Annotated in this window: 16 protein-coding genes; 7 read left to right on the plus strand and 9 right to left on the minus strand. The window is 38.4% G+C overall.

From position 1 onward, the window contains the following. Positions 1-56: 56 nt before the first annotated feature. Both gatB and GM920_RS16610 read right to left on the minus strand, forming a co-directional pair. A complete protein-coding gene (gene gatB, locus GM920_RS16605) occupies positions 57-1,520 on the minus strand; it encodes an Asp-tRNA(Asn)/Glu-tRNA(Gln) amidotransferase subunit GatB (RefSeq protein ID WP_182959548.1) in 1,464 nt (487 codons plus the stop codon). A gap of 202 nt (positions 1,521-1,722) precedes the next feature. Further along, a complete protein-coding gene (locus GM920_RS16610; RefSeq protein ID WP_235964560.1) occupies positions 1,723-2,043 on the minus strand; it encodes a DUF6686 family protein in 321 nt (106 codons plus the stop codon). A 233-nt stretch (positions 2,044-2,276) separates the two neighbouring features. Between GM920_RS16610 and GM920_RS16615 the strand changes: the two genes are divergently transcribed. Next, entirely contained in the window at positions 2,277-3,302 is a 1,026-nt protein-coding gene (locus GM920_RS16615) for a hemin-degrading factor (protein ID WP_182959550.1), read from the plus strand. 190 nt (positions 3,303-3,492) lie between these two features. Here the strand turns inward: GM920_RS16615 and GM920_RS16620 are convergent, their stop codons facing one another. The 6 genes from GM920_RS16620 to GM920_RS16645 form a co-directional block, all read right to left on the minus strand. Then, positions 3,493-4,200: a LytR/AlgR family response regulator transcription factor gene (locus GM920_RS16620; protein ID WP_182959551.1), complete on the minus strand. Its 708-nt coding sequence runs from the start codon at positions 4,198-4,200 to the stop codon at positions 3,493-3,495. 1 nt (position 4,201) lies between these two features. Beyond that, the gene (locus GM920_RS16625) at positions 4,202-5,272 is read right to left on the minus strand and encodes a sensor histidine kinase (protein ID WP_182959553.1); all 1,071 of its coding nucleotides are present in this window, start codon (positions 5,270-5,272) and stop codon (positions 4,202-4,204) included. Positions 5,273-5,384: 112 nt separating this feature from the next. Further along, positions 5,385-6,107, minus strand: coding sequence for a DUF4249 family protein (locus GM920_RS16630; RefSeq protein ID WP_317171555.1), 723 nt, complete (start codon positions 6,105-6,107; stop codon positions 5,385-5,387). A 71-nt stretch (positions 6,108-6,178) separates the two neighbouring features. Continuing rightward, positions 6,179-8,998 carry a TonB-dependent receptor gene (locus GM920_RS16635; protein WP_182959557.1) on the minus strand — a complete coding sequence of 940 codons (2,820 nt, stop codon included), beginning with the start codon at positions 8,996-8,998 and terminating at the stop codon, positions 6,179-6,181. After that, positions 8,998-9,714: a DUF4397 domain-containing protein gene (locus GM920_RS16640; RefSeq protein ID WP_182959559.1), complete on the minus strand. Its 717-nt coding sequence runs from the start codon at positions 9,712-9,714 to the stop codon at positions 8,998-9,000. The genes GM920_RS16635 and GM920_RS16640 overlap by 1 nt, the downstream gene beginning before the upstream one ends. Positions 9,715-9,933: 219 nt before the next feature. Beyond that, on the minus strand, positions 9,934-10,161 hold the full coding sequence (locus tag GM920_RS16645; protein ID WP_182959561.1) for a hypothetical protein: 228 nt from the start codon (positions 10,159-10,161) through the stop codon (positions 9,934-9,936). A 132-nt stretch (positions 10,162-10,293) separates the two neighbouring features. Here GM920_RS16645 and GM920_RS16650 point away from each other — a divergent pair, with 132 nt between their 5' ends. After that, entirely contained in the window at positions 10,294-10,473 is a 180-nt protein-coding gene (locus GM920_RS16650; protein WP_182959562.1) for a hypothetical protein, read from the plus strand. 411 nt (positions 10,474-10,884) lie between these two features. Here the strand turns inward: GM920_RS16650 and GM920_RS16655 are convergent, their stop codons facing one another. Beyond that, entirely contained in the window at positions 10,885-11,319 is a 435-nt protein-coding gene (locus tag GM920_RS16655; protein ID WP_182959564.1) for a VOC family protein, read from the minus strand. A 441-nt stretch (positions 11,320-11,760) separates the two neighbouring features. Here GM920_RS16655 and GM920_RS16660 point away from each other — a divergent pair, with 441 nt between their 5' ends. The 5 genes from GM920_RS16660 (at position 11,761) to GM920_RS16680 (ending at position 14,268) form a co-directional block, all read left to right on the plus strand. After that, entirely contained in the window at positions 11,761-12,369 is a 609-nt protein-coding gene (locus GM920_RS16660) for a hypothetical protein (protein ID WP_182959566.1), read from the plus strand. A 46-nt stretch (positions 12,370-12,415) separates the two neighbouring features. Beyond that, on the plus strand, positions 12,416-12,751 hold the full coding sequence (locus tag GM920_RS16665) for a toxin-antitoxin system YwqK family antitoxin (protein ID WP_182959568.1): 336 nt from the start codon (positions 12,416-12,418) through the stop codon (positions 12,749-12,751). 190 nt (positions 12,752-12,941) lie between these two features. After that, positions 12,942-13,439, plus strand: coding sequence for a hypothetical protein (locus GM920_RS16670; protein ID WP_182959570.1), 498 nt, complete (start codon positions 12,942-12,944; stop codon positions 13,437-13,439). Between the two features lie 40 nt (positions 13,440-13,479). Then, the gene (locus tag GM920_RS16675; protein WP_182959572.1) at positions 13,480-13,815 is read left to right on the plus strand and encodes a toxin-antitoxin system YwqK family antitoxin; all 336 of its coding nucleotides are present in this window, start codon (positions 13,480-13,482) and stop codon (positions 13,813-13,815) included. Positions 13,816-13,905: 90 nt separating this feature from the next. Continuing rightward, on the plus strand, positions 13,906-14,268 hold the full coding sequence (locus tag GM920_RS16680; protein WP_182959574.1) for a hypothetical protein: 363 nt from the start codon (positions 13,906-13,908) through the stop codon (positions 14,266-14,268). Positions 14,269-14,770: the final 502 nt, after the last annotated feature.

Raw genomic sequence — 14,770 nt, forward strand, 5'->3', positions numbered from 1 at the left:
CTATCATCAGCACATTCCTAAAGCTTATCAGCTGATGATGGTTCATTTGTATTCTTTTACTTTAATTTTTCTTGTAACAATTCGTTTATTTTCTGGGCGTCTGCTTTTCCTTTGGCCAGTTTCATCACTTCACCAACAAACAGTCCAAGCACGCCTTTTTTACCTTTTTTGTAAGCCTGTACCTGGGCATCAAATTTCGCCAGTACTTCGTCTACAAAACCAGATAATTCATCGCTATTCTCTACAATCAATAGATTCAGGGAAGCAGCTATCGTCATTGCTTCTGCTTCGGGATGTTTAATCAATTCCGGAAGCAATTGTTGTAAAGCAATTTGCTGCGTAATCTTCTTATCATCTACGAGGTTGATCAATTGAGCCAGTTGTTCGGGGGCCAGTTTAAACTCAGCAATACTGAGCTCCTGCTCATTTAGCAAGGCTCTGATAGAACCGGTAAGCCAGTTGACCAGGCTTTTCTTGTTGCCAACGGTAGATAAAGCGCTATTAAAATAGGCTAACAAATCGCGGTCTTCAGAAAGCATTGCCGCCTCGGAAGCATTAACGCCAAAATCTGCAACTAATTGCTTAGAGATTTCTGCGGGTAATGCGGGCATATCAAACTTAATTTGCGCCAGCCATTCGGCAGAGATGTGTATCGGAGGAAGGTCAGGATCAGGGAAATAACGGTAATCATTGGCCTCTTCCTTGGTTCTCATCGGGGCAGTTGTGCCTTGATCAGCGTCGAAATTCAGGGTACTTTGGATGATTCTACCTCCTGCAGAAATTACTTCCTGTTGACGGTTGAATTCAAATTCCATCGCTCTGCGCACATTACGAATAGAGTTCAGGTTTTTCACCTCACAGCGTGTACCGAATTCCGTAGTTCCGAATTTACGGATTGAAATGTTTGCATCGCAACGCAAGCTACCTTCTTCCATATTACCATCGCTCACATCCAGGTGACGCACCAGTTTCCTGATTTCTAACAATAAGGCAGCCGCTTCTTCCGCAGAACGGATATCAGGCTCGGTCACAATTTCAATCAGGGGAACTCCTGCCCTGTTCAAGTCTACAAAAGAGTAACGATCATCCTGATCGTGTAAGCTCTTTCCTGCATCCTCTTCCAGGTGAATTCTGTTGATACCGATTCTTTTTTCCTCTCCATTTGACAAAGTCACATTAAGAAAACCATTCTGACAGATCGGCTTATTGTCTTGCGTAATCTGGTATCCTTTTGGAAGATCCGCATAGAAATAATTTTTACGGTCAAAATAATTCAGTTCATTAATGGTACAATTCAAAGCCAAACCCATTCTAACGGCTTTAGCCACCACCTCTTTATTGAGTTTTGGTAAAGCACCGGGTAAGGCAAGGGAGACTGCAGAAATGTGTTCATTGGGTTTAGCCCCAAAAGAAGCACTATCTGAAGAGAAGATTTTTGATTTTGTATTTAGCTGTACGTGGATTTCTAAACCAGATACCAATTCAAATTCTGATGGAGAAACTGCTGTATTCGTACTCATTTATAAGCAAAGGTTAAAACTTGATTTTCGATGTATTAGATAGACAAATATAACGGAATTGAGCATTAACCGGGCAGTTTCCATCTATAATTATACAGTACAGCAAAAGTTTAACGCTGCGATTACGCAAATTTTCTTGGTTTAGGCAAGCTAAGTGAAGCTTCCGGTTCTCTATGCGATGCCTGGATTGCGTTGCCAGTAGTTACTTAGCCATGAGCTGGTAGACTTCATTCATATAGATGGACTCCTCTATTGCCAGCTTAAAGTTTTCAAACTCCTCATAACAAAAGGCAAAGCAGATGTCGTCATTTGGAGTATGTAAAATAATTCGCTCTACTTCATCCGGAAAGGGCAGACTGTTTTTTTGAAAAGGAAGGCTAAAAACCACCCCTCTAAATGCTGCAAAAGCATCCATACTGAAATTCAGCAACAAATTATTATGCCACAGATAATACATCTTACACCCAACGCAGCTACTGATCACCGTATCTCCTTTGGTACTTAACACTCTTGTTTTGCACATGCGATTCTATATTTAAATTTAAGGTTACGCTCTATTTTCTGCCCGTTTTGGTTGTTTACCATTGGATTGGAAGCCCAATACGCGTAATAAGTCATTCTTTCCAGCGTTAAAAAAGACAATTGTTTTTCTTTAATTATTTTTAATCATTCTAAATAGTAAGCAAATATGCTTACATTTACCAATATGTTAGCAACGCAAGAAGGATTATTTTCAACCTTTAACCCAACACCTTTATGATCACCGCAACCAACACCCTTAAAGAAAAATACGAAGCCTATAAAATTGCAAATCCAAAAAAACGCATCAGAGAAGCGGCGCAGGAATTACAGGTAAGTGAAGCCGAATTACTAATGACCGGATTGGGAACCACCGTCACCTTTCTGGAGCCTGACTTCGAGAAAATCCTGGAATCTGTCACCTCATTAGGTTATGTGATGGCCTTAACCCGCAATGAATATTGTGTGAACGAAAGAAAAGGTGTTTATGAAGACATCTCCTTTACGCCACATGCAGGTCTTGTTTTAGGTGCAGACATCGACTTACGTTTGTTCTTACGTCAGTGGAAACATGGTTTCGCCGTAGCAGAAAATGACCGTCAGAGTTTACAGTTTTTTGATGCTTATGGTACTGCGTTACATAAAATTTACCTGACCGACCGCAGCAATGTGGAAGCCTATGAAGCTTTAGTTGCCAAATTCCGCAAAGCGGAACAGCAAGCAGTGTTGATTGAACCTGCTCCGGAAGCTGCTCCGGCTTCGGAACTCCCGGATTCAGAAATTGATGTTGCTGGTTTTCAGGAGGCCTGGAACAAAATGGGCGATAGCCATGAGTTTTTCATGTTGTTGAGAAAGTTCAAAGTAACCAGAAGTCAAGCGTTGCGCCTTGCACCAGCAGGAAGAGCAAAAGAAACTACGGTTGAAGGTTTTAGAAAAGCGATGTCGGCTTGTTCAGAAAAACAGGTTCCAGTAATGGTTTTCACAGGAAATTCAGGTTGTATCCAGATTCACAGCGGAAATATCACAAAGCTCGTAGATATGGGTCCATGGTTTAATGTTTTAGATCCAGAATTTAATTTGCACCTTCGTGAGGATGAAGTTCGTAGCGTATGGCAGGTGGTAAAACCTTCTACCGATGGCGATGTCAACTCTATCGAATTGTTTGACAAAAACGGAGAAATGATTGTTCAATTTTTTGGTAAACGTAAGCCTGGAATTCCTGAATTAGAGAGCTGGCGTGAAGTCCTGAAAGAATCGCTTTAAAATGACAAATACACCCACATCAGAAAAAAAAGCCGCCATTTTAAAATGGGTAAAAAAGTTTGGTATCTGGGGATTTTTATTCTTCCTCATCAAAGGTTTGCTATGGCTGGCACTTGGTTACTGGGTGATCAAGTGATCAATAGATTATGAAAAGGAGGTGTTCACACCTCCTTTTTTTTGCTTACTGATATTAAAAATTCTTTTGCGCGATGTAATTTTGTAACTGTTGGCGGTACGCTTCCCCAATCGGAATCTCCACTCCGGCAATGGTCAGTTGCGATTTCTGAATCGATTCGATTTTATTCAATGCCACAATATACGAGCGATGCACGCGCATAAAATGCACTGGATTTAACCGTTCTTCAACAACTTTGAGGCCCATTCTTGTGGTTACCGGCTTTCCTTCTACATTATTGATTTTAACATAATCTTTCATGCCTTCAATAAAAGTGATTTCCTGTAGCTTCACCTTCACCAGGGCGTAGTTGGCATTGACGAAAAAATGATCGTTTTCATCCAGAACCACCCTATTTTGCAAACGCTTACTTTGATACAAAGCCTGGGCCTTTTGTACCGCTTTCAAAAACCTATGAAATGGAACCGGTTTAATCAAATAGTCTACTACGTCCAGCTCAAAACCATCCAGGGCATGCTCTCCATAGGCGGTTACCAAAATGACCATTGGTGGGTGTTCCATGGACCTGATTAATTCCAATCCATTCAGACCAGGCATTTGTATATCCATAAAGATCAGATCTACCTGTTCTTTTTTAAGGATTTCCAACACCTCCAAAGGCTTCCGACAACAAGCCACAACGTTCAAAAACGGAATCTGACGTACATTGTCTTCCAACAAATCCAAAGCTGGTTTCTCGTCATCAAGGAGTAAACAATTCATATTATAAATCTATTTGGAGCTTCACCGTAAACGTTTTATGATTATTTTCAATTACAATCTGATGTTGATCAGGATAGAGTAACTCCAGTCGCCTGCATACATTAGGCAAGCCAATTCCCGAGTCTTTCTCTAAGGAAGGTATGCCATCCGAAATGCCATTAATCACCATTAAATGCAAACGTCCCTCTCCTTCCTCCATCTTCACAAAGATGTCAATAATTGGATCAGTAAGGGTACCTATCCCATGTTTAAAAGCATTTTCTACAAAAGGGATCAGCAACATTGGTGCAATGGTATAGCGCTCAAAAGCACCAGACAGGTACAAATTCACCTGAATATCATCACCAAACCTCAACAACTGCAAATTGACATAACTTTTCAGGTATTCTATTTCATTGGAAAGACTGATCCTGGAACCATCATGGTCGTACAACATATAGCGCATCAATTGCGACAAACTGATTAACGACGGCTCCAGGAGTTCAGACTTCTTCCTTGCCATAGAAACTAAAGTATTCAATACATTAAACATAAAATGCGGACTAATTTGCGAAGACAAAAAAGCCAATTCCGTTTTCAGATTTACATTTTCCAATTCTTTGATCAATTCCTCCCGAACCACTTTATCATTATAGAGCCGGTAACAAAAACCTACCGTGATGACAAATGCAAAAGGGATAATGGAAATCCAGAATCTCGGACTACCACCAGGCCTGGGCCCTCTTCTCTCCAGCTTCAAATCTCGTTCTACAAAAGGCCGATCTTTAAACTGTGGCCTCAGCGGCATAATCAAACTATTCAATCCGATGAAAACCAACAAGCAAACCAGCAATAAACCGCTATAAATCCAAGCCCCATGCTTCCGATCCTTTAAAGGATAAATCAGGTAATAATGCACATAAAAGATCAAGATCAGCAAGGCGTTAAAGAGCACTTCATGCTTTAACATCCCCTCCCTCATTTCGGGCGGTAAATCGTTACCCCTCAGTAAAAATGGAAGACCTATTAAAGGCAGTCCAATAAAAAGAGGAATCAAAGCATTGAAAACCTTCCTGTATTTCGTTTTTTCCATTGAAATGTATTGTTTTTCTTGGCTGATGACAACGCATTGATCATCCTTTCCTTTAATGGTTTACCCTCGTTTCATCGTCAAATGTAAGATTCCCCGGTATAAAAACACTGCTTTAATGCGTAACCACAACATTTAACGTATCTGCACGCATTGCCGTAAATATTCCCAGGCCATTCTGCACATTGGTATATTGTGGCGTCAGGTTTAGCGAATTGGAACTGGTACTCGTAATGGCTTTGCTATATTCTTCATTAATATGAAAAAGTAACACCTGATAATTCCCCAGAAAATTAAAGGTCATCTGCTGTGTTTGATAAGTCGAAACCGTACCCAGGATAGATTCCATATCCCTATAAGTACGTGTAAACCTGGAATCCGCCGGGGTTTTATACAAATCCGTATTTTTAAAAACCATCATAAAGTGTTCATTAGTGACATTGTTCCAGTTATAAACCACAGGCACAAAATCAGCGGGTGTGGCACCAAATGAAAACTCAGGAAGAACCTGGCTGGTACTCGTCGCCCTAAATCCAGTTGGTTTTCCGGGAACAGTCGTCGCCGCGGTAATCGTTTTCCCCAAGTACTCGAAACTCAGCGCATAATGCTGTAGGTCTTTCACAAAACCTGCATCAGCATATTCATAAACTCCCGGACTGGTTTCAGAAAGTAGCACCTGCTGTGTTCCATTACTGATTTTCAACAGCAAACCAGTTACCGGATAACCATGTGTGATGGTATCCTCCATAAATTTCTGATCATAAACTTTCACCTGAATCGGAACCCCAGGAATGAGAAAAGCCTGAACAACCGGCCGGTCGTAATAACCAGCTTCCACATCCTTTGATTTTGTACAGGAGTAACAGCAGAAGAGTATCAAACTAAGGTACATCAGCCGCATTATATTTTTTATTTCCATCTTAAACTGAGCGTTAGATTAGGGGTAAGTCCGAGGTAATTTACATTAGAAGTGATCACCTGGTTGTTAACGATTGTATATTGTTTGTACCAGATATTGGATCGATTGTACACATTAAATAGAGAGAAACCGATACTGCCTGTCTTACGGCTATCCACTTTAAGCAAATCATAAGTAACAGCCACATCCATCCTATGATATGGTGCCATTCTCAGGGTGTTTTTATCGCTAATCGTCAGGTAGGAATGACTCTGCCCGGTATAATCATCAACCGTGTAACTGGTTAAAGGTGCCGTATATGGTTTTCCGGTAGCAAAAGTCCAGGTGGCCGAAAACGCCCAACGTCCTAAATGGTAAAGATTCACCAGCTTTAATTCATGGCGTGTATCCTGACTGGCTGCAAATTCGCCCCCATAAACATCAAAATTATTCGTCGCCTCTGCCAATGTATAACTGAGCCATCCGGTGTATTTCCCCCTTGTCTTTTGCAACAATACCTCTACACCTTTACTATATCCGGAACCGGTATAAAAATGCTCTTCTAAATTCTGTTGCTCCCCTCTTCTACCGCCGCCAGTCATCCTTTGAGAATACTCTGATAAGTTATCCAGCTTTTTATAGTAAGCCTCCACATCGATCAAATAATTTTTGGCCTCATAGCTTGCTCCGGCAATAAAATGCTTGGAAGAACTCACGGGGATTGCTGTGTTATTGGACAGCACCCAGAAATCCCGGCTTCCAGAAAGAACATCTTCTCTGATCACACGATTGGCAAACTGGTAAAACTGACCCGTAGCCGCCTTCAATGTAATCCGATCCGTCAAAGTATAAGTAGCAGAAAAACGAGGTTCTGCATAGAACTTTCTTGTTTGATCATAATAAGTACCTCGAAGTCCTCCTTTTAATTGTAAATGATCACCCAAGTCAGTTTCCAGTTCCACATACCCACCTGCAGTAATCGCCTTTGTATCCTGATCAATCAACTTACTGGTATCATTCTGACTATTTTCATAATATACCCGCTGGTTTGAGGCGAAACCACCATAATTTAACTTCAACTTTCCTGTAGCCTGGTATTCCCAATCCGATTTCAGACTAAAATCCTCGAGACTATTCTTTTCTAGCGTTCCCGTCCTGATCTCCTGACTTACACCTGTGGTATCTGTAATGTTTATCGTACTGGTATTGTCCCTGTCGCTATGGTATTTGGAATAACTGACCAAAGTATTCGCGTATAATTTAGGCGACCAACGGGTAGACCACTTTAAACTGGAACCTAAATTCCCGTAAGTCGTTTTATCGGTCATGCCAATCCCCCCAGCTGTTCCACCAGCAATTGAACTTGGTAAAGAAATCGTTCTTGTATTGTCCAGGTTATCATTCCCTTGATAAATACTCCAGGAAATTTTATTATTCTGATCGGGTGTATACGTGTATTTCGCATTTAAATCGTAGAAATAGGAGAATGGAGTGGAAACAGTGACCTCAGCACCGCCTCCAAAACCACCTCCGCCGCCCCCCGGTCGACCCATTCCCAGCCCCGGACCTCCGCCAGATCCGCTGGCAGTTGTACTACTCGCATTAAATTTTTCGAAAATCTTATCGTATAAAGGCCCCTGGTAAGAATGACGGTAAGCCAATAACAAACTCGATTTACTCCCCAATGGGCTCTCCAGAAAAACATTGGCACTCAACAAACTCAAATCAGCGGTAATATTGGCTTCTTTGATATTCCCTTCCTTCCCTACAATATCGATTACACTGGAAAGGCGGCCCCCATATTTTGCAGAAAACCCACCTTTATAAAGGGTCACATCCTTCACCGCATTACTATTAAAAGCGCTAAAAAAACCATATAAATGGTCTACCTGATAAACTGTAAAGCCGTCAAATAACACCAAATTCTGATCAGGAGTTCCACCCCTTACATAAGCACCAGAAGAAGATTCATTACTTCCGGAAATTCCAGGCATCAATTGAAAAGACCTTAAAATATCTTTCTCTCCAATGTTGGGCAATTCGTCTAGCTTGGCAGGAGAAATTTGCAGTATACTCACCCTTCTTTTGTCCGTAGACATCAAGCCGTCACCTTTCTTATCACTAATGGTCACCTCATTCAGTGCCCTAACGGCTACAAACAGCTTAATCACCAGTTCTTCCTTGATATTCTTCTGATTCAAAAAGAAAACTTCTGGCTGATACCCTACATAATGGACATCCAGAATACAAGTATCCGAAGGCACATTTAGCAGGGTAAAATAACCGTCAGCATTACTTTTAGTTCTGATATTCGTATTCCTCACTGTCACCACAGTAGCCGGCAGAGACTCTCCATTTGCATTGTCCAGAATTTTGCCAGTAATGTTAAATGGCCCTTTCTTTTCCGGTCCTTCCTCCTTCAAATCTTCTATAGAAAGGACAGGCCTGACTGGTACAATTTTTTCCTTTGCGATCAGCTGCTGCCTCCCTATTTTTTTCAAACGGTCTACGTCTTCTGATGTTCTGATGATATACACAATTTGATCTGCATCGATCCAATAGCGCAGCCGATTACGCTTACACAATTCTAAAAGCAGGTCTTTTACATTTTCATTGTTATAATGATCCACCACATTGTATTCCGCAATCATTTCCGGATCATACACAATCCTGATTCCTGATTTCTGCATCATCACGTCCAACATGCTGCTCAATGAGCCGGTATAAAACCCCGATATTGTCGCTTTGGTGGTCAATGGACGTTGTGCATTCGCTTTAAAGCAGAGGAAAGCCGCTAGCGGAATGACCCATAAAATTCTACGTCCCACCATTATAAATTCGTCATCAATTGGGCGCTAAAAGACTGCTCGCTACTAACAATTGCATTTTGCAAACCTCTGGAGATAATGGTGTAGTATTTCCCTGCGGTTAGGGTGCTGGCCTCCAGGCTAGTTTTCAACTCCTGAGAATCATGATCTTTAAGTTGTAGGTTATATGTCCCAGCATCTACCGCTGTAAATTCACTCGCTTCCTTATAGGATTTGTTGCTGATGATGTTCCCTTTTTCTGCTATTGCAAAATCTAAGGCTTTTGTGTCTGGCGACAAATGTATGAACCTGATAAAAGCTTTCTCTGTTGAGGCTACATTCATCACATCGGTAATCAAAAGCCCATCCATCTTTTCTCCTTTGTCAATTACAAAATAGGAATACACATTATTTCCGGTTAGCGTAATCGTTTTGCTGAGTAAGGCATCCGTACTGCTTGCTGTGGTAAATTTCGTGATAAAGTCCCCGGCGCTGTATTGAACATAATTTAATACCCCTCCAAAAGCTAGCGCTCCTGAGTTCACCTGTGTCCCATTTAGGTAAACATTGAATGTTCCCAGACCAGGAGAAGTATTGATAATACTTAAATTTGCGGTGTTGGTTGTGGTGGTATCTGACTTCATGCAGGCTGTGGACAACTGGATAAATAAACCCAACATCCCCCATAGGGTCACATTTGTCAATCTATTACCGATTGTTTTCGTAGATTTCTTCATCATTTCTTAAAATTTAGTTTGTTCTTTCTTTTTGTTCTTGCGAATTTTGAGAAATAACATGTTAAGAAATGTTAATTGAGACGAACGGGGTGATAATTAAGATCAAGAGCTTAATTTCCGCGAAAAAGAAAAGCAAAAAAACCGATTAAAACCGGTAATAATACCCTAGGTGTGTAAATTTGGATGTTTGATGAAGATTTCCGAACAGCAGGAAAAGATAGGTTACAGCTTTAAGATTTTCCGTTCTTTTTTCACTTCTGAATCGGGTCCGAGGTTGTATTTAGGCTTAACAGGTTTAGGAATTGCGGCAATGAAATTCTCGACAAGTGTCCGCTCTTCCTGCGTTAGCTTACCCATATATTTATGTTCGATTTTCGTCTGCATATTCTTTCCCGTAATTTCAACCATACTTGTTAATCCTCCGAACTTCTTATCTAGAGATTCACTCAAAAAACTAAAAGGAAAATCCTTAAGATCTGGGTTTACATAAACACAGATGAATCAATTAGTGGACATCTGTTATTTAATACTAAATTTTTTCGTTTGTAAAATTTTCACTCACTTGTAAAAAAAAGAATTTTTATGAAAAAGAAAGCATTTCCACAAGCGCCACAGGTCGGAGACTATATAAAATATGAAGGTAAGAATAAAGAAGTTTACAGCATTGACACCGATAATGAAACTTTTTTAATTGATGTTAATGGTAAACCAGTAGAATTAGGTGGTGATGATTGGGATGTTTATAGCAAAACAGGTATTTAATTTACCTTAATAATAAAGCTTCTGATTGATCGTCAGAAGCTTTATCGCTATTCCTCTATTTGGAGTAATTTTGGGTTCTGTAAAATAAACTGTGTCTGGGCCGGTGATTCATAAGAGTTACTGCCTTGTTTATTTTAGTTCAAATCTAATAGCATCCGCTCAGGAAACCAACTGGCAAGTTTTTGTGCCGTAAGGCCACACCAAAATACCACAAACCAAATTTATTATTAATTAAAAATACAATGCTTAAAACAAATCTTTGTCCCAAGTGGGTATACTTACATATAAAATAATCTTAGTTTTAGTATGTCCCTATTCTAGATTAAATCCTTCTGAACAAAAATGGCTGGCTTTATTCAATGAGGTTAGAATTGGTACCAGTCATCGCTATATTTTTTTGTTCTGTTAAATCTAGTCATTGTCATTTGGATCAAATTCTACGATCCATTCAATGCCATATTTATCTCTAAACATTCCGCCATATGAACCCCAGGGACTATCTCCAATCGGACCTTCAACATCGCCACCCAGGGACAAGGCATTAAATACTTTATCCGCTTCTTCACGACTTTCTGCACTCACTGCTATTTTTGATCTGTTCTCATTTTCGTTTGTTCGTCCCATTATTTCCGGAACGTCATTAGCTCTTAATACATTGTTTTTCCCTATAGGCAGGGAAATGTGCATTATTTTATCAGCCTCATGTTCTGACACTGGAAATTCAGCACTTGCTAAGTCCTTGAAACGAACAACTTTTGCGAATTCTCCGCCAAAAACTGATTTGTAAAAATTAAATGCTTCTTCAGCATTTCCATTGAAGTTGATCCAGGGATTAATTGCTTTCATAATTTTTATATTTAATATGTTTCATTTTCTTAATAAAGGTTTTTTAAAATATTACCATCGCCTCGGCAGGAGGTGTTGCGGCCTTTAAAAACTTATAAAGTGGATTTAAATATATAATATAAATATTAGGCAGCTCATATGCAATAAACATATGAATTCGGGAATATGTTGGGAAATCGAATAAAAATAATTGTGGAGCAGAAGGGGTTACAGACAAACAGTTATTGCTGGTTTTAATATACTTTAAAAAGCTGAGGTTCTGATGTTAACGTATTCCTCAACAGATGTTTGTGTTATTATTTTTATTGGTGGCGAAATCTACTACCAAAATTAATAGGAATTGAAAATTTAAAGAGTTTTCCTGTGTCACTTGTCGAACACTTAAGCTTTACGATATATCTATCCTTTAGGGAAGATTTAAAATTTTAATACATTAGAGTTATGATCAGTAATTATGAAAATGAATTAAGCAAGTTCTCTTGTTATAAGAGCTTTGAGGGTAAAGCTAGACCCTCAAGTATTCTTTTGTTTAGAGAATACCAATCTAGATTGATGAGTTGGAAAAGAAGGCTAAACGATGAAGAGTTGTGGTTTATTCCTGGGAGAAAATTTAATAATTTATTTATTGATCTTAATCTAAATGAAGTAGATGGCTTTGTTCATGAAAAAATGGTTATTGAAGACCTAGAAAAAATGGGCGTGAAAGATGTGATGTTATCAATTAGGCTTTATGAAGGTTTCTTTATGTCTATGGCTATAAACTGGGAACTTTTTAAATTCCGAGCAGAAATTCAGTCTCATGCTGATTTGCTCCCGCCTTATGAGCCAATTTGCAAATTGTTATTGCGAGATGGATCGATTTTTTATGCTGAAAACACATTTGTAATAGATAGTTTCATGACTTATCTTCGTTCTAAAAGTCCTATTGTATTGCCATCTATGGAAGATGAGTTTTTGAATTATATTGATGAGCATTGTTCTGATGTTCCAAATCAATTAAAGATAAATGGATTATGGGATGGTTTTAATCTGTCTAGAATACGGCTATAATGTCCTTAGCGATATCTCCTTTATTTGGTGAATTTTATACAATACTATGAAAAGAGTAAATATTAATGATGCGGAAGTAGAATATATGGGAATCGATGCAGGCGGTGGTAATATGTGGAACTATCAGAATGAACCGTTTACTGGAATCTTGGAGGAGTTTTACGAAAATGGTAACTTGATTGCTGAATTAGAATGCAGAAATGGATATACCTATGGTTTACAGAGACTGTATTTTGAAAATGGTCAAATTGAAAAAGAATATTATAAGAAGTTTAATCATTTTTATGATGCTTTTAAAATCTGGAATGAAGACGGTATCCTTACAGGCCATTTTGAATATGATCAGGATGGAGAATTAATTTCGAAAATTGTAGGTGGATAATTTGTTTTGAAAACAAGACTAACATGACTGGAATTGTTGGGTTCCAATTTACGGAGGTTTTAAATTTTAATACATTAGAATTGTGATAAATAGGTATGAAAAAGAATTAAGCAAGTTCTCGGGTTATAAGAAATTTAATGGTAACATTAGACCCTCAAGTATTCTTTTGTTTAGAGAATACCAATCTAGATTGATGACTTGGAAAACTAGGCTTCATCAGGAGACGGTACAGTTTCTTCGTAGGAAAGAGTTTAGTAATTTATTTATTGATTTGAATCTAAATGAAGTAGATGGCTTCATTTCTGAGGAGATGGCTATCAAAGACCTACAAGAAATTGGCGTAAAAGGTTTAAATTCAGGAAGGTTTTATGAAGCTTTTTTTATGTCGATGGTTATAAACTGGCAACTTTTCAAATCCAGATCAGAAATTCAGTCTCATGCTGATTTGCTCTCACCTTATGAGCCAGTTTGCAAATTGTTATCCCGAGGCGGAGCGATTTTTGTTTCTGAAGGCCATTTTATAATAGATAGCTTTGATGCCTACCTTTCTTCCAAGAGCCCAATTTTATTGCCATCACTTGAAGATGAGTTTTTAAATTACATTGATGAGCATTGTTCAGATTTTCCAAATCAATTAAAGATAAATGGATTATGGGATGGTTTTAATAAGTCTCAAATACTATTGTAAAGTCCTTAGGGATATGGTGACTTTTGTAAAATACAATACTATGAAAAGAGTAAATATTAATGATGCGGAAGTAGAATATACGGGAATCGATGCAGGAGGTGGTAGTATGTGGAATTATCAGAATGAACCGTTTACTGGAATCTTGGAGGAGTTTTACGAAAATGGCAACTTGATTGCTGAAACAGAATGCAGAAATGGATATACCTATGGTTTACAGACCATGTATTTTGAAAACGGTCAAATTGAAGAAGAATATTATGAAAAGTATAATCATTTTTATGGTAGTTTTAGATTGTGGACTGAGGATGGCATCCTTATAAGACATTTTGAATTTAATCCGGATGGAGAGTTAATTTCGAAAATTGTAGGTGAATAATTGCAAGAACTAGATATAATTCTAATTAAAATATGTGATGAAAGTAAAATCTACAAATTATTTAGATGATCCGATTGTTTATAAGGAATTATGAATCCAGATCTAATTAAAAAATACAGCATAGAATTTGAAAATAAACTCATTAAAGAATGGGGAGTAGAAAAAATTCCTCATACAAATTTAGATGTATTAACATTTTTTTTACATGGATGGAATGCGGATGAATTAGACGAAATCTTATTGCCTTGTATTAACAATGCATTAGGGCTGGTCGATAGCGAAATCGAGAGTGCAAATGATTTCGTCACCATAATTATAAATAATCATAAAGTTTTTTTCTATTGGGAGAATAAACCTACGTCTTCCATCCCAACCATTGATTTTAAACAAATAGTAGAGGGGTGGCGAGCTTTTCTACTCTCAGCTCCTTTAAACCGGACCAAACAATTATAAAATTCTTCAAGTAATTACCACCGTAATTCAAGCAATGTGTAAATTGGTTGAAATAAATGAAAATGGATAAAAACATAGTTGATCTTTATAAAATAGATTTTCAGGTAGATAAAATTGCATATCTATCAGCCACCTTCTATCCTACCAATGTTCGATTTTAACTTACTGAAAATGAATTGTGAAATGTTGTTTCTTTGTGAAACAAAAAGGGGAATCATTTCTGATTCCCTATAAGTGGAGTCGAAGGGTTCGAACCCTTGTCCAGTTTTACGGGCCTAACAACAATGATCAGTTTTCCCGTTTTGGATTCATACCAAATTAAACCATCCTCTTCTGTAGCCAATTGCATCCTGGATGCTGTTCCAGGGCAATACCTTATAAAAGTAACTTTTGGCATTAGACGGTAGCCACCCTTTAAACGATTTTAAATTGTAGTCATTAAAATATTTCCCATAAAAAAACCTGCTGATTATTAAATCTCAGCAGGTCCTTTTTAATATTT

It is taken from the genome of Pedobacter gandavensis, from assembly GCF_014172405.1.
GTDB classification, from domain to species: Bacteria; Bacteroidota; Bacteroidia; order Sphingobacteriales; family Sphingobacteriaceae; genus Pedobacter; species Pedobacter gandavensis.

Coding starts and splice junctions, on each gene's coding strand:
- gatB (WP_182959548.1), bottom strand. CDS start 1,520: ATGAGTACGAATACAGCAGTTTCTCCATCAGAATTTGAATTGGTATCT.
- GM920_RS16610 (WP_235964560.1), bottom strand. CDS start 2,043: ATGTGCAAAACAAGAGTGTTAAGTACCAAAGGAGATACGGTGATCAGT.
- GM920_RS16615 (WP_182959550.1), top strand. CDS start 2,277: ATGATCACCGCAACCAACACCCTTAAAGAAAAATACGAAGCCTATAAA.
- GM920_RS16620 (WP_182959551.1), bottom strand. CDS start 4,200: ATGAATTGTTTACTCCTTGATGACGAGAAACCAGCTTTGGATTTGTTG.
- GM920_RS16625 (WP_182959553.1), bottom strand. CDS start 5,272: ATGGAAAAAACGAAATACAGGAAGGTTTTCAATGCTTTGATTCCTCTT.
- GM920_RS16635 (WP_182959557.1), bottom strand. CDS start 8,998: ATGGTGGGACGTAGAATTTTATGGGTCATTCCGCTAGCGGCTTTCCTC.
- GM920_RS16640 (WP_182959559.1), bottom strand. CDS start 9,714: ATGATGAAGAAATCTACGAAAACAATCGGTAATAGATTGACAAATGTG.
- GM920_RS16650 (WP_182959562.1), top strand. CDS start 10,294: ATGAAAAAGAAAGCATTTCCACAAGCGCCACAGGTCGGAGACTATATA.
- GM920_RS16655 (WP_182959564.1), bottom strand. CDS start 11,319: ATGAAAGCAATTAATCCCTGGATCAACTTCAATGGAAATGCTGAAGAA.
- GM920_RS16660 (WP_182959566.1), top strand. CDS start 11,761: ATGATCAGTAATTATGAAAATGAATTAAGCAAGTTCTCTTGTTATAAG.
- GM920_RS16665 (WP_182959568.1), top strand. CDS start 12,416: ATGAAAAGAGTAAATATTAATGATGCGGAAGTAGAATATATGGGAATC.
- GM920_RS16675 (WP_182959572.1), top strand. CDS start 13,480: ATGAAAAGAGTAAATATTAATGATGCGGAAGTAGAATATACGGGAATC.
- GM920_RS16680 (WP_182959574.1), top strand. CDS start 13,906: ATGAATCCAGATCTAATTAAAAAATACAGCATAGAATTTGAAAATAAA.